The sequence below is a fragment of the Echinicola shivajiensis genome (assembly GCF_018642165.1).
Lineage (GTDB): Bacteria > Bacteroidota > Bacteroidia > Cytophagales > Cyclobacteriaceae > Echinicola > Echinicola shivajiensis.
On record NZ_JAHHZM010000005.1, the window covers coordinates 14,897 to 36,540 of the forward strand.

Below are 21,644 nucleotides of genomic sequence, written 5' to 3' on the forward strand. Positions count from 1 at the left end.
TTTAGCTTAGAGCCAATTACGATTTTTTATTAAATCTTAAGAATGGATAATGATGATGTTTTTTACTAAAATTTAAAAGCTCATCATTATTGCTTTTTGATAAGGTAGTTGCCAAGGATCAGGTAGTCAAGGCCTGTTGAAAAGAAGCATCTTAAAGCCTGTGTAGGTGATTCAACTATCGGCTCGCCCATAATGTTGAAACTTGTGTTTAACAGCACTGGAGCTCCGCTAAGCATGCCAAATTTAGTTAGCAATTCATGATACCTAGGGTTGATTTCCTTTCTAACGGTTTGCAGTCGAGCACTTCCATCGACATGAGTTATGGCAGGGAGTTTTTCCTTCCATTTCTCTTTGACATTACAAACCTTTAGCATGAATGATGCTTCAACATCTGTTTCGAAAAATTCACTTTTTGCTTCATAAGTGCAGGAAGGAGCAAAAGGTCTATATGCTTCTCTATGCTTTACTTCAGCATTGATTTTGTCCTTCATATGTGGAAGTGTTGGATTCGCAAGAATACTTCTGTTGCCTAGTGAGCGGGGACCAATTTCCATTTTACCCTGAAACCAGCCAAGGATATGGCCGCCATTAAGTAGTTTAGCAGCTTTGTCACAGATGTTCTCGTGATATTCTGCATTTAGTTTACACTCATCAATCAATTTTTTAATATGATCATTTGTGTATTCTGTACCGATATAGGGGTCTAAATGAACGAAGTTCCTGGACTTGTTTAGAATTTTGTTGTAAACATAATAGGAGGCCCCAATACCTGATCCATTGTCACCAGCGGCTGGCATAATATAGATATCCTTAAAGTTGCTTTCTCTTATTATTCTACCATTAGCTACACTATTCAATGCTACTCCACCTGCCATAACGAGGTAATCCGCCTGTGTCTTTTTATAAAGAATATCACATAATTTGAGGATACATTCCTCTAAAACTTTCTGAGCGGCAGCAGCAACATCAAGGTGGTGTTGCTTGAAGTCTTCTTTTTTGTTTCTTGGGCTGCCAAAAGTGTCTATGAATTTTTTTGAAAATCGATTGTGTCCCCAGAATTGATAACTAAAATAGGAAAGATCAATATTGATATCCCCGTCTTTTTTTATCGAGACGAGTTTTTGCATTTTCTCATAATGTTTGTTGGGATTTCCAAGTGGAGCAAGTCCCATTGTCTTACCCTCATCATAATTGGGTTGAAATCCACAAAACTGTGTGATGGCTTCATAAAATGATCCTAAGGAATTAGGGAAGTAACTTTGCTTATATTCTGTTATTTTGTTTCCCTCTCCATATCCAAGAAAGGCTGTGGCCCATTCTCCTGAGCCATCGATCCCAAGCAAAGCGGCTTTTTCATAAGGAGATACATAGAAACTTCCTGCGGCGTGGGAGATGTGATGAGGGATGAAATGAATCTGAGGCTTTTTGGTAGAAGATCCCCAATTTTGTTTAAACCATTTCCAAAAAGCCCTTTGCTTACTTGAGCCACTAATGAATTCATGCTTAAGAAAGGGTTTGAGGTTTCTTAGGTTTGAGATTCCATATGCTACACGGGGAGCAATGTTTAAAGTGGGCCTGATGGATACCGCAATATGATCAAAATCTTCAGGTCTGAGATTGGTAACACTCATGACTTTTTTTGCAGAGTGTGAAGGGAAGGACCATGTGTGTTTTTGCCTTGTAAGTCTTTCTTCTTCTATGGCAACGATAAGCTTACCGTCTTGAACGATAGAGGCTGTCGTGTCATGGTAATAGTAATTTAAGCCGAGTATATTCATATTGTTAAAAATTAATATTTGTAATAAAAATTATTGTTAGTATTTATATCTCGAATCCAAAATAGACTAATTGGGATGTTAGCCTTTATTTAATGTTTGTGAAGTACATAAATTAAAAGTGTCATTGATAGCTTTTTACTCTCCTCATTTGTTCTAACTTTCAGATTTAAATCTTTTAAAATAAATCTAAATTGCAAAAAATATTATTTAAAATACAAAATAGTGATTTTAAAATATTTTTATTGAAAGTGTATATTCCAAGGTGTGAACAAGGATAGTGCAGCAAAAAGTTACATGGCACAGGGGAGGAACTTTAAAAAGTTAAGGCAATTCTATTGTTTGGTGTAGGCTAAGCTTTTTGATGATGATTATCCGTTTTCACACCAGTAGCTTTATTTCTCACGGATTCCATGGATTTCCGCTGATCTACCTGGCGGAAGACAGGTTTAATTAATTATTTCTGTGAAATATGTGTCATTTTTGAGGGGTAATCCTTACTGGTGGAATATCAGATATACAGATTGTTTTTTTTACACCTTACTCCAAGAAATAAGGAATAGTCAAGATTAATCCTGTCAATCTCCACTTTGTTTATAAATAGGTCATTCGAAGTGCATTAATGCTTGATAGATGGATCGGATTATTACTAAATGCTTAAAACTAATTTCAATACCTTTTTTGAGTATTAGGATAACCCAGTGATGTATATTTTTGATTGCAGTCAAATACTGTCAAATAGCCTTTAATGGTTTTTATTTTACCCGAAAATTATAGAATTTAGACTTCTTAAAGCCCACCAAATTATGCAACTGGAACTTTCAACACCTGCACTTTTATTCTCGGCTATTACTTTGCTAATGTTGGCGTATACCAATAGGTTTTTGGCCATGGCTAGTTTGATTAGAGGATTGAATGAACGGTATAGGGAGAATCCAGAAGAAGTGCTGTTACTGGAACAATTGAAGAATTTGCGAAAGCGAGTGAATATGATCAAGAACATGCAGATTTTTGGAGTGTTAAGCTTTTTGCTGTGTGTTATTTGTATGTTTTTGATTTACCAAGAAATAAGGACAGCTGCCAATATTGTGTTTATGCTGAGCATGATTGCTTTGTTGGTTTCATTAATGATTTCACTGATCGAGATTAATTTATCAACCAAAGCCTTGAATATAGAGCTGGGAGGAATGGAAGAGACATTTAAAAAGTCAAAAGGCCCATTTACTTTTATGTTTAAGGAACCCAATAATCCATCTGATAATTCGTAGGGGATGATTTTAAATACGCTTAATAAGTGGGGTGTCTGTTTTTTTGCCATAAGCATTATAAGCTGTTCAGGTCCATCAGAAGGCCAGAAGTCAACTGGAGAAAAACACTATTTGCAATTTTCAGATGTAAGGGCTACCAAGCAGTTTTTTAAGTGGAGTCCAGATAGGGAACCTATGGTAAGCGCCCATCGAGGGGGGAGCTATTCAGGTTATCCTGAAAACTCTATAGCGCTATTTGATTATATTTTGGATAAAACACCTTCGATTATTGAATGTGATATTTCCATGACCAAGGACTCGGTATTAGTTATGATGCATGATAATACGCTGGATCGAACAAGTACTGGTAAAGGACGGGTGGCGGATATGACATTTGATGAGATAAAAGAGTTGAGTTTAGTGGACTTGGAAGGGAAGGTGAGTGAATTCAAAATTCCCAGTCTAAGAGATGTTTTGAAATGGACCAAAGGAAAGACAGTGCTGACCTTGGATATTAAAGATAATGTTCCCTATGAACTGGTGCTAAAGGAAATTGAGGAAACCGAAACTGAAGCTTATGTAGTGTTGATTACATATAGTTTGGAGGCAGCCAAAAAACTGTTTCATTTGAATTCTGAGCTAATGCTTTCAGTTACTATAAGAAATGAAGAAGAGTGGAGCCGATTTGTGGAAACAGGTATCCCATTTGAAAATATTATAGCCTTTACCGGTTTGACAGAGAGAAGAAAATCCATCAATAAAATCCTTCATGATCATGGTGTCATTACCATTCTAGGAGTGTTGGGGAATTTAGATAAAAGAGCCATTGCTAGAGGTGACCATATTTATAGGGTGTTTGTAGAAAATGGAGCCGATATTTTGGCTACGGATAGACCGATAGAAGTGGCAAAAGTGATAAAACAGCATAATGATGAATATTGAATTAAGAAGTGACACATTTACAAAACCCACTTCTGAAATGAAGCAAGCCATGTTTGAGGCAGAAGTGGGCGATGATGTTTTTGGAGAAGATACTAGTGTAAGTCGTTTAGAGGAAAAGTTAGCTGATGTTTTTGGAATGGAAGCAGGTCTTTTTTGCCCTTCAGGAACCATGACCAATCAGATTGCTGTTAAGCTTCACACCGGTCCTCAAAAGGAAGTTATATGTCATAAAAATTCCCATATATTTCTTTATGAGGCTGGAGGGATTATGTCCAATGCTTTTGCTTCAGTGAAGTTGTTGGAGGGAGAATTGGGGAAGGTGAATGCGGAAGATGTTAAGGAAGCAGTCAATCCATATGATGTGCATGCGGCAGAAAGTGCCTTGGTATCTTTAGAAAATACAATGAATAAAGGTGGAGGAAGTATCTATACTTTGGATGAAGTTCAATCTATTTATAAGGTCTGTAAAGAGGAAGGTTTGAAATTGCATTTGGACGGAGCTAGGATATTCAATGCACTGGTGGAAAGTAAAGAAAGTCCCAGAGATTGGGGAGGGATGTTTGATACTATTTCTGTCTGCCTTAGTAAAGGCTTGGGTTGTCCTGTGGGCTCTGTTTTATTGGGAGATAGAGAAACCATTAAAAGAGCGAGAAGAATAAGGAAATCAATGGGAGGAGGAATGCGTCAGGCGGGCTATCTGGCAGCTGCAGGTATTTATGCTTTGGAGCATCATATTGAACGACTTGCTGAAGATCACAGGAGGGCAAAGGTTCTAGGCAACTTGTTACAACAACACCCAAATGTTTCTGAAATTCTTCCAGTGCATACTAATATTGTGATAGCAAAGCTAGAAGGGATCAGTCCTAAGCAAATGTTGAGCGATCTTGCATCCAAGGGGATAAGGGCTGTGCAGTTTGGAAAAGATCAGGTCCGTTTTGTGACGCATTTGGATTTTACCGATGCGCATCTGGAAGAATTTGAAAGGAAGTTTTTGCCTTCATAAAATTACCATAAATAAAAAAAAGCAGCGAGAGCATGAGTCAAGAGCCATTAGCAGAAAGAATGAGGCCAAGCAAGTTGGAAGAATTGATTGGGCAGTCCCATCTTACTGCACCAAATACTTTTTTATATCGTGCCATAAAATCGGGGACGGTGCCCTCTTTGATTCTTTGGGGGCCTCCAGGGGTTGGGAAAACCACCATTGCCAATATAATTGCCAATGAGGTAAAGGCTCCTTTTTATACGTTGAGTGCGATTAGTGCTGGGGTAAAAGATATTCGGGCTGTGATAGAAAAGGCCCGTTTTCAGCAGGGTGTTGTTTTGTTTATTGATGAGATTCACCGGTTCAATAAATCACAGCAAGATGCCTTATTGGGGGCTGTGGAGAAAGGCCAGATCAGGTTGATAGGAGCTACCACCGAAAACCCTTCTTTTGAAGTGAATGCTGCATTGCTGTCAAGATGCCAGGTATTTACACTTAATTCTCTTGAAAGGGAAGATTTGGAGGCAATGATCACGCAGGCATTGAAGGAAGATGTTCTTTTAAAAAATAAGCAGGTAGACCTGAAAGAAACAGAGGCTTTGCTGAGATTATCGGGCGGAGATGGAAGGAAACTGTTGAACCTTTTGGAAATAGTGATTAATGCTATTCCAGAAGATCCTGTAGTGGTGACCAATGATAAAGTTACTTCCATAGCACAGCAAAAGGTGGCGATTTATGATAAATCAGGAGAGCAGCATTATGATATCATTTCGGCATTTATTAAGTCTATCAGGGGGTCTGATCCCAATGCGGCAGTTTATTGGCTGGCAAGGATGATTGAAGGGGGAGAGGATGTTAAGTTTATTGCCAGAAGGTTGGTGATATTGGCTTCTGAGGATATTGGGAATGCTAATCCTAATGCGCTGCTTTTAGCTACACAGTGCTTTGATGCAGTGAAAATAATAGGTTATCCTGAAGCCAGGATAATCCTTTCTCAATGTGTGACTTATTTGGCCAGTTCTGCAAAGAGTAATGCCAGTTATATGGCTATCAATAAAGCTCAGGCAATCGTACGACAGGAGGGGGATTTGCCCGTTCCTATTCATCTTAGAAATGCCCCAACTAAATTGATGAAGGATTTGAATTATGGTAAAGGGTATAAATATGCGCACGATTACGAGGGGAATTTTGTGGACGAGGAATTTATGCCGGATAAACTAAAAGGGCAAAAGCTGTATGATCCTGGTAAAAATGCCAGAGAAAATGATCTCAGGAAAAACCTTCAAAGAATGTGGGGTAAAAAGTACGGGTACTAACCCGTGTGTGATTCTTCGTTTGATAATAATCTTTAGAAGGTGTTTCAAAAGGAATATAAAAATAAAATGAGCGTGTCTCTATGGATTTGAGATGCTCTCATTTTAGGAATTCTCTTTAAAAGAAATCAATATGGGGTGAGTTCTTATCTGTGCTTATCCGTTTTTTCACCCATGGTGACATCACCGTTTTTTCTGATTTGCATGCGGTAATACACCAATACTTCGTCAGCTCCAGCATCCAGCACTGCATCTTGGGCTTTTTTGGCAATAGCCATTAATTTGTCCTCTGGACCCTCCATTACGGTTTCAAATGGGTTGACTTCATATTTTACCCCTGAAGCTTGAATAACCTCTATAGCTTTGTCCACAAGGCTATAAGTGTCCAGTTTTTCGCTTTTAGGAACGATTTGTAATCCAAGATTGATTGATTTCATATTGGTTTGATTTAATGGTTAATCGTTGAATTGGCTCATGGTCATGTTAATACCAATGGTACAAAATCCTTTGATCATGTCTATAGCTTTGTCCATGATCATTGGTAATTCATCTACTTCAGATTGTGACCATCTACCCAATACATAATCTACTTGTCTGCCTTTGGGATAATCATCACCTATACCGAAGCGCAATCTAGGGTAATTTTGCCCCCCCGTTACCTCTTCAATATTTTTTAATCCATTATGGCCTGCTGAGGACCCTTTGGCCCTTAAACGTAATTTTCCAAACGGAATGGCCACATCATCCACAATTACCAATACGTTTTCCTTAGGGACTTTCAGTTCCTTCATCCAGAAATTCATGGCCTTTCCACTTAAGTTCATATAAGTGGTAGGTTTGATCATGTGGATATTTCTTCCCTTGAATTTATATTCCGCAGTGAAAGCCAATCTATTGCTTTTCCAAGAAAGTCCTTCTTGATCAGCTAGCCTGTCAAGGGTGAGGAATCCAATATTGTGTCGAGTAAGTTCATATTCAGGGCCAATATTGCCCAGTCCTATAATCAGATACTTCATGGTGTGTTTTTGTAGATGTACTGGTCAAAATAAAAAATCCCACCGGCAAATTAGCCGGTAGGATTTTATTAGTTTTTGACTGAAACTTGAATTAAGCTTCAGTTTCTTCAGTATTTTTCTTACCTCTAAGTGCTCTAGGAATACCGATGGTAGCGATAGAAACATTAGGGCTAGTAAGGACTTCAAATCCTTCAACTTTAACCTCAGCAACTTTCACAGATTTACCAAGGTCCAAGTGGCTGATAGAAACAGGGATAGAATCTGGAAGGTCTTTCGCAAAACCTTTAACAGTAAGCGTTCTGGCTTTTAATTCTAATTTACCCCCTTTAAGGATACCCGGAGAAGATCCTGTGATCTCCACTGGAATGTCCATTTTGATGGCTTTATCTTCACTGTAGGCAAGGAAGTCAGCGTGTAGCAAAGTCTCACTTACTGGGTGGAATTGTGCTTCACGAAGAATAGCTTTTACCTTAGTGCCTTCAATGTTAAGGTCAACAGTGTGAACCTCAGGAGTGTAGATCAGCTCCTTGAAAAGGATAGCTGGTGAATAGAAGTGGATTTGCTCTTTAAGTCCTGGTCCGTAAACCACGCAAGGTACATTTCCTTCTTCACGGATTTGAGTCAATTCCGACTTGTCGAGATTTGCTCTTTTAAACCCTATAATCTCTAACGATTTCATAATCTAGAATATATAAGTGTATGATAAATTAAAATTCTCTTTTAAATAAACAGGGCACTAATAGAATCATTTCCTGTTACGGCATGAATGGCTTTTGCGAATAAATCAGCCACAGTCAATACCTTGATTTTTGAAGACTCTCTGGCCAAAGGAATACTATCGGTAACCACCAATTCCTCCAGGACAGAGTTTTCAACGTTTTCATAGGCCTTTCCTGATAAAACACCATGAGTGGCAATTGCTCTAACAGAATTTGCGCCCTTGTCCAGTAGCATCTGGGCAGCTTTGCAAATTGTTCCTGCAGTATCCACCATGTCATCTACCAGGACTACATCTTTTCCTTCTACCTCACCTATTACTTGCATTGAGGCCACTTCATTGGCCCTCTTACGGTGCTTGTCACAAACAACCATCTCAACTTCAAAATGCTTGGCATAAGCTCTAGCTCTTCCAACGCCTCCCACATCAGGAGAAGCAAAGATAAGATTGTCACCTAAGCCCAGGCTTTTCAAATAGGGCACAAAAATAGCTGATCCATTTAAATGATCCAAAGGAATGTCAAAAAATCCTTGGATTTGGCCAGCATGCAAATCACAAGTCATGATCCTGTCAGCACCGGCAGAGGTGATCATATTGGCGATCAGCTTAGCGGCAATGGAAACTCGAGGCCTGTCTTTCCTGTCCTGTCTGGCATATCCAAAGTATGGAACTACTGCACAAACTTTATAGGCACTGGCCCTTTTAGCAGCATCAATCATCAGACATAACTCTAGAAGATTGTCAGCATTAGGGTTCGTAGACTGGATAAGGAATACATGGCATCCCCGTACAGATTCATCGAAACTAGGAGACATTTCACCATCACTGAATTTGGATAGTGTTAATTTTCCTAATTCCTGACCATAGTTGGTGGCAATTGATTCTGCAAGTTTTTTAGTATTTGTTCCAGCAAAGAGTTTAACCTCAGGCATCATGTATGTTTTTGTTGTGGGAATAGTTATGATAATGTTTCACCACAAAGATAGAAAAAAAGGTTGAACTGCTAATAAAAGGATTGAGCTTAAAGATTCAATCTCCGAACATATTGACCATGTTATTATTGTAATGTTAACTGTATATTTAAAAATGTTAACATAAGGATAACATTAGTAGGGCCTTAAAGAAAGATAAACCATATACTTTTGCGCCCTGATATTAGAAATTAATTCACCATCTGCTATATTATTGCCAAAGAAATGCAAGGAATCTTAGGTAATAAAAGTCGGCAAAATTCTATCTTTAAAAAAAAGTAATTCTTATGGAATTAAGGAAGGCCATTGCCTTATTTATCCTAGTCGCTACGATTACGGTAAATGCCAATGCTGTGCAAACTAAAGAAAATGATTCTACCAAAGTAGACATTCAATATACCTCAAAAGGTTTTCAATTTACAAGCCCTGATAGTAAATATAGACTTCAGATTGGTGGGCGACTTCAATTTAGATATGCTTATCCAGGAGACCAGGACCCTGTGACATTTGATGATTTCGAGGAGCAAACCAGAAATATTTTTAAAATCAACAGGGCCAGACTTAAGGTAGGAGGATTTGCTCACCAGCCTTGGTTAAAGTATTATTTTGAGTATGAACTAAGCTCAAATAGGCTGTTGAACTTTGAGGTGATGGTCGAAAAGTATAAATGGCTTAGTTTCAGAGCGGGACAGTGGAAAGTGGATTATTCTAGGGAAAGATCCATTTCCAGTGGTAAACAACAAATGCTCGAGCGCTCTATTATTAACAGACCATTTACACTGGATAGGCAGCAAGGTGTGTCTGCTTATGGACGTGTGGATCAGGGTAACTTATTAGATTTTAATTATAGCCTTTCAATATTGACCGGTAGTGGTCGAGGGGCAAGGGATAATGATGATCGGCATCTAATGTATGTGGGGAAAGTTTATTGGAATTTTCTTGGAGATGGTGTAGATATGTCTGGTTCAGATATCGATTATCTGGATAAGCCTCAGGCTTCCATTGCAGTAGCTGGAGCTACCAATACGAGTATGTACACTAGGTTTTCTTCGAGTGGGGGAGGAGATTTGGAAGGTTATGAAGATATTGGTCAGCCAGGGCAATATCAGGTAGACCAGTATGTGATAGAATCGGCATTTGAATATAAAGGATTTAGTTGGCAGAGTGAGTATCATCAAAAAAGAATAAAAGATACTAGAGGCTGGGCAGCTGATCATTATTTGTGGGGCTATTATGGTCAAGGCGGTTATATCTTTAACCACAATGGAGGAACGCACAAGGGTACTTTGATGGAAGTGGCTGGAAGGTATGCATATTATAGACCAGACAAAGCAATACCAAGGAATTCAACGGAAGAATATGCGCTTGCATTCAATATGTTTTTTGATGGCCATAGGAGTAAACTGACTACTGATGTCACCTATTTTGACTTTGATAGAGGGTCAATGGATAGAAGGGCATCAAGTTGGAGGGTAAGAGTGCAGTATGATTTCTCTTTCTAAGTATTTGATTTATAATTGTATGTGGTCTTGAAAAAGGCTCGGAAATTGGCTAATTTTAAAAATGCCAGTGCAGGTTTGCTGTGCTGGCATTTTTAAATTTAACCCACATAGCCATGATGCACTCTTTGCCCACTTTACCATTGGAACCCTGGGAAAAAACTAAAAAGACCTTGCACTTGTATTTTCAAGTGGTGGGGAAAATTGCTTTAAAGTTAAATCCCTCAAGAAATCACTGGTGGCATATTACTCTCCATGTCACCGCAACAGGTTTGACAACGGCATCAATGCCAATGGATGACAGTGGGCGGTTGTTCGAAATAAATTTTGATTTTATCCAACACCAACTGCAGGTAAGGACCTGCGATGGAGATAATAGAGGTTTTGATCTAAAAGATGGGTTGTCTGTGGCCTCGTTTAAAAAACAATTGTTTGGGATTTTAGATGAGTTAAAGGTCAAAGTGAAGATAGTGGATAAGCCTTATGATTTGGAGCCTGAAAAGTCTTTCGATCAGATAGAAGAATTTCATTTTTATAATAAAGAATCAGTTGAGAAGTATTGGGCTGTATTGAGATGGGTGGATAAGGTCTTTATTGAATTTAGTGCAGGTTTTTATGGTAAGCAGTGTCCTGTACATTTGTATTGGCACCATATGGATTTAGCAGTCACCCGCTTTTCTGGAAAAAAAGGGCCTGAAATGGATCCTTCAGCCAAAGCTTCTGATAAAGACGCCTATTCCCATGAAGTTATCAGCTTTGGTTTTTGGGCAGGAGATGACATTGTTCGTGAGCCAGCATTTTATTCTTATACCTATCCCTCTCCCAAAGGTATAGATGAAGAACCATTAGCGCCTGATTATGCTAGCTGGGTTGATAGTAATGGAAGTCCAATGGCATTTTTGTCCTATAACCTTCTTCAAAAAGAAGCCAACCCGAATGATGTTTTATTGTCGTTTTTAAATAGTGCCTACCAAGCAGGAGCAAAAAGAGCTGGTTGGGATATCGCCAGTTTTACATATAAGCCTTTTTAAATCCTTGGTTTTTCCTCGGAAATTATTTGAAAATGGTATCAGGAATAAGGGATGTGTTGTTATGGATAATTTGGTGTTAGCTTTTGTCAATATTGAAAATAGTAAAAGAATACCTTAGGTGCAGAATCACTCAAATAAGCAAGTTGAGGTCATTCTTGTTGGTGTTTTTTATGTATGATGCTTTTTTGTCAAAACCAACTTAATGGTTTTTTCTAATTTATGGATTTGGTGTTACTTCTTTTTGAAGCAAATCATAAACTTGACCTTTGAAGAACCCCAGCTTTTGGTTGTACGTTTTTTCATCATCAATCATGGATAGGTAATAGTAAGCGCCTTCTACCACCACGAAAATTTGTTCTGCTAAAAGCTCGGTGTCTTTTTCCTTCAAATTTTCATCCATGTCGAGAATCTCCTTTAAGGATTTCCTGAGTTTTTCATGGAGTTTTCTATATTCCTTTTTGATTACCTTGTTCCTGAATATAAGTGCAAAGCAGCTATAAAATACGCCGTCATCAAACAGTTGGTTCCAATCTCTGGAAAATAACCTATCAACGAAAGCCTTCGGGTCAATCTCCTCTTGGTTGTCTTTTAGCTCTTCTATTTTGGGCTTGTAAATCAATAAATATTGGTCAAGGATATAAGATATTAAATTTAAAATAAGATTGTCCTTGGTCGGAAAGTAATGCATTACCAAGCTTGGAGGGATTCCTAAATGTTTTCCGATTTTAGCAATAGAAGTGTTTTCCAACCCGTTTTCTTTGGCTAAATAATAAAAGCCTTCTATAATCTCTTTTTTACGGGTTTCCGATATTTTGTTTTTCATTATTATTATAGTGTTATTACAAAGTTAATTGAAATGTTTTTGCTTTCAAATTTCTTTGAATTGACTTTTTTAGTATATAATTTTGAATGGTTGTTCAATATTTGAATATAGTCTCAAAATTTTACTATAAAAATGTTTTGGGACTTTTTAGGCTTTTTGAATACCATAAGGCCATGATATTTAAAAACACTTTCATTTTTGGCGGTTCTTGATTATTTAAAATTAGGCGCTTTAATAATAAACAATATGTTATGAAAAGGAGGAGCTTTTTGTTTAAATCTGCAACGGTTGCAGCAAGTTGTGCTGTTCCAGTGGTAGCCAAAGCAGAGAAGAAAAAAGATAAACCGGTTTTGACGGTAGCTCATATTACAGATGTGCATATCCAGCCCGGAAATAATATTTTGGAAAGAGCAAAAGAATGGATGGAATTGGTGAAGGCGCACAAACCTGATTTTTTCCTTAATGGAGGAGATACTATTATGGATGTTTCTTATGAGGGGAAAACTAGGGAAGATGCATTGGAACAATGGGCTGAATGGGATAAGCTCACTGAAGAAATTAGAGATTATGAAATTTTTAGCTGCATTGGTAATCATGATTGTTGGTGGGATGTGCCCTCCGAAGATGATGAAATGTATGGAAAGCCTTACGTTCAGCAACGTCTGGGAATTCCCAATAACTATTATAGTTTCACTAAAGGAGGTTGGCATTTTATTATTCTTGATAGTAATCATAAAGGAGTGAGTTTGGGTGAAGAACAAATGGCTTGGTTAGAAAAAGAGCTGGAGAATCTTCCTGCAAATACCCCTACTTTATTAATGTCTCACTATCCTATTACTTCCATAACCAATTCCTTGGTTGGGGGACAACATAGTGACCACAAAGAATTGAAAAAATTATTCTATAAGCACAAGGATAAGGTGAAGGCTTGCCTAAGTGGCCACCAGCATATGCTGGATCGGGTTTGGTACAATGGCGTGAGTTATTTCTGCAATGGCTCTTTGAGCGGTTTTTGGTGGGGCAAAGGTGATGAGCAATCAGCTGGTCCGCAATTTTATCTTGAAACCCCTCCGGGTTATGCGATCTTGAAACTTTATGCTGATGGTAGATTGGAAAATGAATATTATGCGCTTACAGAGCCATATGAATAGGAATTAAGAAATTAATTTAGATGAGTGTTGTTTGTTTGAAAAAGCCACCCGAAATGATGAGGGGCTTTTTTTGTCCCCTTTATTAGCGGAAGATTTGCGAAATATATTTCCTGAGATTTATTGGGCAATTATTTTTAAGGTATTGAAAATGGTGTACGTGACTAAATAATAATTCAGACCATCTTTCTTGCTGGAAACTTCCCCAATCGGCCTTTAACCATTCTTTTTTAAGTTTTTATCAAAGCTATTTAGGGCACTTTAGTTGGTTATGGCTGTACTTTCCTGACTCTTTACCCTTAAATGTCTGGATTTCTAGTTTTAGGGCTTTTTGATGCTATGTATTTTGCTGGTAATTAGTTGGTTAATATTTTTTTAAGATTGAATGGTTTTCAAGGATTTTAATAGGAGTGATTATTTTAATGTTAACTACTTATTAAGGTGCTTTGAATTAAGTAAGCTTTCATTTCGTTGTGAAAGTTTTGAAAAAATATAATTGGGGATCTGAATATTTTGTGTCCATTACTTTCTAATTAATGGACCTATATTTTATTCTATAAATCTCCTTCTTGTATTTGGTGTAAACTCATCTTTTTAGTGTTAAACGTCTGTTATTAGTTTATGAAATATTGATAAATTCTTTTGGATATTAAAATACAATATTTAATATTGAATGAATGTTCAGTAAAATAAACTTAGATGAAAATGCTTCATGGATGCTTATTTTACCCTAAACCCATAATTACAATTTCATTTTAAATCAATTATCTATGAAACATTATTTACGAATACCTTCAAGTTATGGAAGGTGTGCAAAGAAATTAAGCTTAGTGCTCCTGATGATGAGTATCAGCTTTGTTTCGTTTGCACAAAGACAAATGACAGGAACGATAACTGACGCCAGTTCAGGTTCGACTTTGCCAGGTGTTTCTGTTCTTGTGAAAAATTCACAAACCGGGACTGTCACTGATTTGGATGGGAATTATTCCATTACTGTGCCATCAGAGACAGCTGTTTTGGTATTTTCTTTTATTGGATACAAATCCGTGGAAATTCCAGTGCGTGGCAAGACCATTATTGATATAAGTTTGGAAGAGGAAGAGACTTTGCTAGAGCAAGTTGTCGTGGTGGGGTATGGAACCCAGAAAAAAATAAATGTAACAGGTGCAGTTGATCAGATTTCCGGTAAAGATATTGTTGATAGGCCCATCGCAAATGTTGTTCAAGGTTTGCAAGGGGTGAGTCCTGGTTTGAATATAACCTATGCAGGAGGAAAGCCTGGTTCAATTCCTAATATTAATATCCGTGGTTTTACATCCATCAATGGAGGTGGACCTTTGGTAGTGATAGATGGTGTGGCCGGTAGTTATGATGATTTGCTTCGATTAAATCCTTCTGATATAGAATCTTATTCTGTTTTGAGAGATGCCGCTTCTTCGGCAATTTATGGGGCTAGAGCAGCTTTTGGGGTGATACTAATTACAACAAAAAAAGGTGCGGAAGGTAAACAACAAATTTCTTATAGGAATTATTTTGCATGGGGTAGACCTACAGTATTGCCTGAACCTGTTACAGATCCTTATATATATTCAAGGGTATTGGAAACTGCAACGGACAACACTCCTTGGGATTATGTAAACTATTCTGATGCGCACTATCAATGGGCTAAGGAGCGTTCCGAAGATCTATCTCTTCCAGATACCAGAATTGACCCAAATAATCCTAATCGTTGGGCCTATATGGGAAGCAATGATTGGTATGATTACTTCTTCAATTCATCCAGCCTTTCCACCAATCACAGTTTGTCAATTAGTGGAAGTAGTGGAGGAAAGATGCCTATTGGCTACTATCTCTCTGGGGATTATACAAGTGAAAACGGACTGAATAAATTGGCCCCTGATTATTGGGATCGATATGGCCTGAGAGCAAGAATTACAGCTTCTCCTTTGGAATGGTTAAAGCTGGACAATAACCTTAATATTTATCAAACTGAAAGAGCAGATCCGACAAATAGTATCACAGATATCTATTATTTGCAGCCTACTGATGTAGCTAAAAACCCAGATGGTACTTGGGCAAATACAGGAGCTGGCCGTTTAGCTGCAAGACTGACTGATGGTGGCAGAAATCAGGAGGATATGTTTGGTTTTAGGAATGTATTCAGAGCAGTAGGTTCTTTCTTGAATGGCGACCTTACGGTAACGGGTAATGCCAGTTTCAAAAGAGAGCAATGGACTTATCACTGGGATAGAAAGAAATTTGATATTGGATTTGGACCTGATGATGTGAGAACCGAAGGTGGAGATGGTTCTGTGATTGAAAGAAATGGGACTTTGATGAATACCATTTTCGATCTTTATGGGAATTACAATAAGAAGTTCGGGGATCATAGTTTTGGCATCCTTGCTGGATACAACCAAGAAAGCTATTCGTATTCTTCCATTGAATCTGAGAGAAGAGTGCTGATTTCTTCAACCTTACCATATATTGGTTTGACCACTGGTGATTCTTTTATTACACCTTCATACAGTGCTTATGCTACTAGGAGTGTTTTTGGCAGGGCCAATTATTCCTTTAAAGAACGCTATATCTTAGAATTTAATGGTCGTTATGATGGGTCTTCCAGATTTCCTAGTAATAATAGATGGGGATTCTTCCCTTCAGCATCTTTGGCTTGGATAATCAGTGATGAGCCTTTCTTCAAAGGGCTGAATTCTACCGTTCCGACCTTCAAACTTAGAAGTTCTTATGGTAGTCTAGGTAATCAGAATGTGTCCAACTTTGGATATATTCAATCATTGCCAACGGGCTTGTCTGGCTACTTAATCGATGGTGAAAGAAGGACAGTGATTTCATCTAGCCCATCATTGGCTGTAGATCCTAATTTATATACCTGGGAGGAAGTTATTACGACGAATTTTGGTCTTGATTTAGGTTTGTTTAATGATAAGTTGACGGGAACTTTTGATTATTTCTTTAGGGATACCAAGGGAATGTTGACCGATCCAGTTGAACTTCCAGGTGTTTTGGGGACTAGTCCTCCTAAGCAAAATGCGGCTGACTTGAGGACGGAAGGTTTTGAGCTTTCTTTGGGCTACAGAACCCAGTTCGGAGATATTTCGGATCCTGTTAATTTTAATATCAAAGCAGTACTTTCTGATTCAAGGTCTCACATCACCAGATTCCAAAATGAAAACAGATTACTTTCCAATTGGAGAGAAGGTCAGGAAGTGGGAGAAATTTGGGGATTAAAGAACGATGGATTTTTTAAATCTACAGATGAAATAGAAGCATTGGATCAATCTTCAATTGTTCCTTGGGGAGCCTTGGATATTGTACCTGGCTGGCCTAAATACCAAGATTTAAATGGAGATGGTAAAATAGAAAGGGGCCAAACTGAAAATGATCCAAAAGACTTAAGTGTGATTGGTAATAGCACCTCTCGCTATCGTTATGGGCTAAACCTTAATATGGATTGGCACGGATTTGATTTGTCAGTATTCCTTCAGGGGGTTGGCAAAAGAGATTATTATCCAACTCATTATTTGTTCTGGGGACCATATCAACAGCCATATGCCAATGTTTATCCTTGGAACTTGGATTTTTACAGAGGAGAGGCTGATAGCGATGCATTGAGAGCCCAACATTCTCAGTCCTATATTGATGCAGGTTTGGCAGATGCCAATACAGATTCAGAATTCCCTGTTCTACAATCATGGTTAGCTGATGCCAATTATGGTGCGGGTTTGGATATTCCTCAAACCCAATACTTGCAGAATGCGGCATATTTAAGGATCAAAAATATAACCGTTGGATATACCTTGCCTGAATCACTTACTCAGCGAATCAAGGTGGATAGAATCAGGGTATTTGCTACTGGAGAAAACTTATATGAATTTTCTTCTATCAAGAAGTTTGTGGATCCGGAAGCGGTCAATGCCGGCAGCAGTTGGGCTTATCCTTTCCAGAGAAAAATTTCCTTTGGGGTAAATATCGATTTGTAATTAAGAACTGATTAAGATTATGAAAAAATATATAATTGCTATGAGCGCAATGTTGGCATTGGGTTCATGTAACGAGGATTTTCTGGATAAATATCCTCAAACCTCCGTTGCACCAGACGCTTTTTTCAAAAGTGGTGAAGATTTGGAACTATATGTAAATGGCTTATTGTCTCTTGAAAGCCCTTGGAGTGCCTACCTTGGAGACCAGAGCAGTGATAATATGGCCACCACAGCTGCTGTTGAAATTAAAAGTATGATGACAGGCAGTCCAAGTTCCCAAACCATTACTGGAGGCTGGAGCTGGGGTAGGTTAAGAGATATCAATTATTTCTTGGATAATTATGAACAGGCAGAAGCATCTGAAGAAACTAAGGCACATTTTGCTGGATTAGCGAGGTACTACAGGGCCCAGTTTTATTTTGAGATGGTAGGACGATATTCAGATGTCCCTTGGTATGAGATTACCTTGAACCCTTCGGATGAAGAGCTTTATAAAGCACGTGACCCGAGGGAAATGGTCATGGAGATGGTGATGGAGGATTTGGCCTATGCTGCAGCCAATGTGAGAGAATCTGTTCCTAGTGGTACCCCAGATGTTTGGGCGGTGAAAGCTTTCTTTGCCAGGGCTGCGCTTTATGAAGGGACTTACAGAAAATACCATAGTGAGTTAGGATTGGAGAATTCTGCCAATGGATTCCTTGAAAAAGCCAGGGATATTTCCAAGGAGATCATTGATTCAGGTAATTTCTCTATCTACACTACAGGTAATCCAGAAGCAGATTACTTAAGGTTGTTTGACAGTCAGGTTTTATTTGGGAATCCAGAAGTCATCTTGGTCAATGCTTATGACAACGCCAAAAGTAGAGGAGGTTTTGATGGCGGAACTGTTTTTGGTGATTATGAACAGTCTCCATCCAAGGATTTAGTGATGAGTTACTTAATGGCAGATGGCAGCCGTTTTACCGATATTCCAGGTCATGAATCCATGGGCTATGTGGAAGAATTCCAAAATAGGGATCCGCGTTTGACACAAACATTGGTATATCCTGGATGGGTTCGTCGTGCTGAACCAAGTCCGTATATTCAGAATCTCAGCAAAAACTTCACAGGTTATCATCAATTGAAAGGCTATGCAAACACTGTTGATTATGACGATCAAAGAGGGATGGATTTTCCTGTTTACCGCTACGCGGAAATATTGTTGACTTATGCAGAAGCTAAAGCAGAATTGAATGAACTTACCCAAGGCGACTTGGATGTATCCGTCAATTTGCTTCGTGAGCGCGTAAATCTTCCAGGTCTTGATATGGTAGCGGCCAATGCTAATCCTGACAGTTTCTTGGCGTCAAAATATCCTAATTTGACTGGATCAAATCAAGGAGTGATTTTGGAGATCAGGAGAGAAAGAAGGATAGAGTTTGCTATGGAGGGTTTTCGATATGATGACCTGATGAGATGGCATGCAGGCAAATTACTTGAAAATATTCCTGAGGGGATGTACTTTGCCGGACTGGGGAAATATGATATGACTGGCGATGGTGTAGAAGATATTATTTTGGTCAGTAAGGACACGGATATCCCAACTGGTGATGCAAAAGAGAAAAATAGTTTAGGGGAAACCCTTATCTACTATAAGGCAGGCTATATGGGTGAAAGTGTGGATGTTTATTTGAAAGACGGAGAGAACGGTGGTAATATGGAGACTGAAACCAAAGAAAGAAGCTTTGTTGAACCTAAGTATTATTATCGTCCAATCCCAATCCAACAAGTTACGCTTAATCCAAATCTAGAACAGATATTTGGTTGGGAGTAATATAAAAGTCAATATTGATTATTATTAAATCCAAATGGCTTTGCCTTAATTATGGCAAGCCATTTGGTGTTTCATTATAAGCTCCAAAAATATGTTGTCAAGCAGATGTTTTTTCCTTTTTTTGATTGGCCTTACCCCATTTTTTGGATATGCTCAAGAAGAGAAAGAAGACTTAGAATTTTCCGTGATGGTATGGAATATATGGCATGGGGGAAAGAGTGAATCTATTGGTAGAGATGGAGTGGAGGATGTCATAGCTATAATTGAAGCCTCTGAATCAGATATTATCTTGATGATTGAAACATATGGTTCAGGAAAGCGCGTTGCAGATGCTTTGGGTTATCATTATCATTTAATAGCCAAGCCGGGCACAGTCTTGGATGATCCTGCGATCAATCTTTCCATTATAAGTAGATTTCCTTTTGGAGAAAGAGTTGATTTTTATAATTACTTCAATGTTGGAGGAATTGAAATCCAATTATCCGAACAGGAAAAAATCTTGGTTTTTGATACCTGGTTAAATTACCAGCCTTGGCATGATCAGCCTCATTTAATGGAGAAAAGCTCAGAGGAATTGGTGGGTTGGGAAAGATCTGGCATCAGAACCAAAGAGGTAGGGACCATTTTAGGGTATTTACAGCCCTACCTTCAAAATACCAGTGAACTACCTTTGATCCTAGGAGGTGATTTTAATGTTTGGTCACATTTGGACTGGACAGAAAAGACGAAAGATATTCATGGTGGTAAAGTGGTTCCATGGTGGACTACGAGGCAATTCGAAAATGCAGGTTTAAAAGATAGTTTCAGGGAAATAAATCCCGATCCCAAAAAATACCCTGGGATTTCATGGGGCATGCCCCATAAAAAAGACGATCATCGGATAGATTATTTGTTATATAAGAGTAAACGGTTAAAAACCATTTCGTCAGAAATACATAAAGTCGATTATAATCAACCATTAAAATTTAGGGGAAAAACATATAACTACCCTTCGGACCACGGGTTTGTGTGGGCCAAGTACAAACTGATAAAGAAATGAGAAAAATAGTATTATTTGCATTGCTTTGCATGGCACTGGTAGAAGCCAGGGCACAAGAAAAGACAAAGAAAGCATTATTTGTGATTTTGGATGGAATTCCAGCGGATGTGGTAGATTCAGTGGCCACACCAAATATAGATAAGGTAATTGCCGAAGGAGGATTTACCAAAGCGATGATGGGGGGAGAAGTTGACGGTTACAGCGAAACTCCCACCATATCAGCAGTAGGATATAATACATTGCTTACCGGAACCTGGGCCAATAAACATAATGTATGGGGTAACTCAATTAAGAAGCCTAATTATAATTACTGGACTATTTTTAGAATGTTTAAGGAAGCCAATCCAATGAAAAAGACGGCTATTTTCTCTACTTGGTTGGATAATAGAACCAAGTTGGTTGGGGCCAATTTACCAGAAACTGGCCACTTTACTTTTGATTACTATTATGACGGCTTTGAGTTGGATACCTTGAATTTTCCACATGATGATGATAGGAATTTCATTCATAAGATAGATGAAGTGGTTTCCAAAGAGGCTGCTAGGTACTTATATGATGAGGGGCCTGACCTATCTTGGATGTATTTGGAGTATTCGGATGATATGGGCCACCGATTTGGAAATAGCCCTCAGATGATTGATGGATTGGTTAAAGCAGATGTTCAAATTGGTCGTGTTTGGGATGCGATCAAGTACCGTGAAGCCAATTACAATGAGGACTGGATATTGGTGATCACCACTGATCATGGAAGAGGTGAAGATGGTTTTCATCATGGTGGACATACGGATAGAGAAAGGACCATTTGGATCGTTACAAATGCGAAAAACACCAATGAACATTTTGAGACTATTCCGGCGATGGTGGATATTTTACCTTCCTTAGCGAGTCATCTTGGTTTAGAGATCCCGAAAAAGCATGCGATGGAATTGGATGGAGTTCCTTTTATAGGTGAGGTAGATGCTAGCGGATTAAAAGCTAAAGTGGAAGATGGAAAACTTCAAATGTCATGGAAGCCTTACACCAAAGGGCATTCAGGAAGAGTTTGGCTTTCCGGTACCAATCATTTTAAAGAGGGAGGTCTGGATAATTATTGGTTGATGGGTGAGGTTGAGATAGGTGAAGGAAAAGCAGCGTATACTCTCAATGGTACAGAAAGTGATTTTTATAAAGTGGTACTAGAAACACCTTCGGGATATTTAAATTACTGGATCGTAGGAGAATAAAGAGAGTTGAATTTAAAAAGGAAGAGCTGCAATTATTGCGGCTCTTTTTTTGTTGAGCCAAAATACTTTAAGACCTTTGCATCGTATTAATTAACCTTCC

General features: G+C 38.4%; 17 protein-coding genes. 11 read left to right on the top strand and 6 right to left on the bottom strand.

Features of this window, described 5'->3' with window-relative positions; genetic code table 11:
* Positions 1-86: 86 nt before the first annotated feature.
* The gene (locus KMW37_RS10460; protein ID WP_215224577.1) at positions 87-1,778 is read right to left on the bottom strand and encodes a carbamoyltransferase family protein; all 1,692 of its coding nucleotides are present in this window, start codon (positions 1,776-1,778) and stop codon (positions 87-89) included.
* 803 nt (positions 1,779-2,581) lie between these two features.
* Between KMW37_RS10460 and KMW37_RS10465 the strand changes: the two genes are divergently transcribed.
* The 4 genes from KMW37_RS10465 to KMW37_RS10480 are packed head-to-tail and all read left to right on the top strand — an operon-like array spanning position 2,582 to position 6,262.
* Complete coding sequence (locus KMW37_RS10465) at positions 2,582-3,043, top strand: DUF2721 domain-containing protein (RefSeq protein ID WP_215224578.1); 462 nt, start codon at positions 2,582-2,584, stop codon at positions 3,041-3,043.
* A 3-nt stretch (positions 3,044-3,046) separates the two neighbouring features.
* A complete protein-coding gene (locus KMW37_RS10470) occupies positions 3,047-3,964 on the top strand; it encodes a glycerophosphodiester phosphodiesterase family protein (RefSeq protein ID WP_215224579.1) in 918 nt (305 codons plus the stop codon).
* Complete coding sequence (locus tag KMW37_RS10475) at positions 3,954-4,967, top strand: threonine aldolase family protein (RefSeq protein ID WP_215224845.1); 1,014 nt, start codon at positions 3,954-3,956, stop codon at positions 4,965-4,967. Before KMW37_RS10470 ends, KMW37_RS10475 begins: the two co-directional genes overlap by 11 nt.
* A 32-nt stretch (positions 4,968-4,999) precedes the next feature.
* Complete coding sequence (locus tag KMW37_RS10480) at positions 5,000-6,262, top strand: replication-associated recombination protein A (RefSeq protein WP_215224580.1); 1,263 nt, start codon at positions 5,000-5,002, stop codon at positions 6,260-6,262.
* 143 nt (positions 6,263-6,405) lie between these two features.
* Here the strand turns inward: KMW37_RS10480 and KMW37_RS10485 are convergent, their stop codons facing one another.
* The 4 genes from KMW37_RS10485 to KMW37_RS10500 form a co-directional block, all read right to left on the bottom strand.
* The gene (locus KMW37_RS10485; RefSeq protein WP_215224581.1) at positions 6,406-6,696 is read right to left on the bottom strand and encodes a thiamine-binding protein; all 291 of its coding nucleotides are present in this window, start codon (positions 6,694-6,696) and stop codon (positions 6,406-6,408) included.
* 18 nt (positions 6,697-6,714) lie between these two features.
* Complete coding sequence (gene pth / locus KMW37_RS10490) at positions 6,715-7,275, bottom strand: aminoacyl-tRNA hydrolase (RefSeq protein ID WP_215224582.1); 561 nt, start codon at positions 7,273-7,275, stop codon at positions 6,715-6,717.
* A gap of 91 nt (positions 7,276-7,366) precedes the next feature.
* Positions 7,367-7,954, bottom strand: coding sequence for a 50S ribosomal protein L25/general stress protein Ctc (locus tag KMW37_RS10495; RefSeq protein ID WP_215224583.1), 588 nt, complete (start codon positions 7,952-7,954; stop codon positions 7,367-7,369).
* 41 nt (positions 7,955-7,995) lie between these two features.
* Entirely contained in the window at positions 7,996-8,925 is a 930-nt protein-coding gene (locus KMW37_RS10500; RefSeq protein WP_215224846.1) for a ribose-phosphate pyrophosphokinase, read from the bottom strand.
* Positions 8,926-9,251: 326 nt separating this feature from the next.
* Here KMW37_RS10500 and KMW37_RS10505 point away from each other — a divergent pair, with 326 nt between their 5' ends.
* Entirely contained in the window at positions 9,252-10,466 is a 1,215-nt protein-coding gene (locus KMW37_RS10505) for an OprO/OprP family phosphate-selective porin (protein ID WP_215224584.1), read from the top strand.
* 113 nt (positions 10,467-10,579) lie between these two features.
* Complete coding sequence (locus tag KMW37_RS10510) at positions 10,580-11,494, top strand: DUF5996 family protein (protein ID WP_215224585.1); 915 nt, start codon at positions 10,580-10,582, stop codon at positions 11,492-11,494.
* 217 nt (positions 11,495-11,711) lie between these two features.
* On the opposite strand, the gene KMW37_RS10515 is transcribed toward KMW37_RS10510, so the two are convergent.
* A complete protein-coding gene (locus tag KMW37_RS10515) occupies positions 11,712-12,317 on the bottom strand; it encodes a TetR family transcriptional regulator (RefSeq protein ID WP_215224586.1) in 606 nt (201 codons plus the stop codon).
* 251 nt (positions 12,318-12,568) lie between these two features.
* On the opposite strand from KMW37_RS10515, the gene KMW37_RS10520 reads away from it, so the two are divergent.
* The 5 genes from KMW37_RS10520 (at position 12,569) to KMW37_RS10540 (ending at position 21,544) form a co-directional block, all read left to right on the top strand.
* Positions 12,569-13,468, top strand: a complete 900-nt coding sequence (locus tag KMW37_RS10520) for a metallophosphoesterase family protein (RefSeq protein WP_215224587.1) — start codon at positions 12,569-12,571, stop codon at positions 13,466-13,468.
* Between the two features lie 767 nt (positions 13,469-14,235).
* Positions 14,236-17,469, top strand: a complete 3,234-nt coding sequence (locus tag KMW37_RS10525) for a SusC/RagA family TonB-linked outer membrane protein (RefSeq protein ID WP_215224588.1) — start codon at positions 14,236-14,238, stop codon at positions 17,467-17,469.
* Between the two features lie 19 nt (positions 17,470-17,488).
* Positions 17,489-19,282, top strand: coding sequence for a RagB/SusD family nutrient uptake outer membrane protein (locus tag KMW37_RS10530; protein ID WP_215224589.1), 1,794 nt, complete (start codon positions 17,489-17,491; stop codon positions 19,280-19,282).
* Between the two features lie 91 nt (positions 19,283-19,373).
* Complete coding sequence (locus tag KMW37_RS10535; RefSeq protein ID WP_215224590.1) at positions 19,374-20,321, top strand: endonuclease/exonuclease/phosphatase family protein; 948 nt, start codon at positions 19,374-19,376, stop codon at positions 20,319-20,321.
* Positions 20,318-21,544 (top strand): alkaline phosphatase family protein, encoded by a 1,227-nt coding sequence (locus KMW37_RS10540; RefSeq protein ID WP_215224591.1) that lies wholly within the window; start codon positions 20,318-20,320, stop codon positions 21,542-21,544. Before KMW37_RS10535 ends, KMW37_RS10540 begins: the two co-directional genes overlap by 4 nt.
* The last annotated feature ends 100 nt before the right edge of the window (positions 21,545-21,644 follow it).

Excerpts from the sequence above, each read along its gene's own strand:
- KMW37_RS10460 (WP_215224577.1), bottom strand. The coding sequence starts at position 1,778 with ATGAATATACTCGGCTTAAATTACTATTACCATGACACGACAGCCTCT.
- KMW37_RS10465 (WP_215224578.1), top strand. The coding sequence starts at position 2,582 with ATGCAACTGGAACTTTCAACACCTGCACTTTTATTCTCGGCTATTACT.
- KMW37_RS10470 (WP_215224579.1), top strand. The coding sequence starts at position 3,047 with ATGATTTTAAATACGCTTAATAAGTGGGGTGTCTGTTTTTTTGCCATA.
- KMW37_RS10475 (WP_215224845.1), top strand. The coding sequence starts at position 3,954 with ATGAATATTGAATTAAGAAGTGACACATTTACAAAACCCACTTCTGAA.
- KMW37_RS10480 (WP_215224580.1), top strand. The coding sequence starts at position 5,000 with ATGAGTCAAGAGCCATTAGCAGAAAGAATGAGGCCAAGCAAGTTGGAA.
- KMW37_RS10485 (WP_215224581.1), bottom strand. The coding sequence starts at position 6,696 with ATGAAATCAATCAATCTTGGATTACAAATCGTTCCTAAAAGCGAAAAA.
- pth (WP_215224582.1), bottom strand. The coding sequence starts at position 7,275 with ATGAAGTATCTGATTATAGGACTGGGCAATATTGGCCCTGAATATGAA.
- KMW37_RS10495 (WP_215224583.1), bottom strand. The coding sequence starts at position 7,954 with ATGAAATCGTTAGAGATTATAGGGTTTAAAAGAGCAAATCTCGACAAG.
- KMW37_RS10500 (WP_215224846.1), bottom strand. The coding sequence starts at position 8,925 with ATGCCTGAGGTTAAACTCTTTGCTGGAACAAATACTAAAAAACTTGCA.
- KMW37_RS10505 (WP_215224584.1), top strand. The coding sequence starts at position 9,252 with ATGGAATTAAGGAAGGCCATTGCCTTATTTATCCTAGTCGCTACGATT.
- KMW37_RS10510 (WP_215224585.1), top strand. The coding sequence starts at position 10,580 with ATGATGCACTCTTTGCCCACTTTACCATTGGAACCCTGGGAAAAAACT.
- KMW37_RS10515 (WP_215224586.1), bottom strand. The coding sequence starts at position 12,317 with ATGAAAAACAAAATATCGGAAACCCGTAAAAAAGAGATTATAGAAGGC.
- KMW37_RS10520 (WP_215224587.1), top strand. The coding sequence starts at position 12,569 with ATGAAAAGGAGGAGCTTTTTGTTTAAATCTGCAACGGTTGCAGCAAGT.
- KMW37_RS10525 (WP_215224588.1), top strand. The coding sequence starts at position 14,236 with ATGAAACATTATTTACGAATACCTTCAAGTTATGGAAGGTGTGCAAAG.
- KMW37_RS10530 (WP_215224589.1), top strand. The coding sequence starts at position 17,489 with ATGAAAAAATATATAATTGCTATGAGCGCAATGTTGGCATTGGGTTCA.
- KMW37_RS10535 (WP_215224590.1), top strand. The coding sequence starts at position 19,374 with ATGTTGTCAAGCAGATGTTTTTTCCTTTTTTTGATTGGCCTTACCCCA.
- KMW37_RS10540 (WP_215224591.1), top strand. The coding sequence starts at position 20,318 with ATGAGAAAAATAGTATTATTTGCATTGCTTTGCATGGCACTGGTAGAA.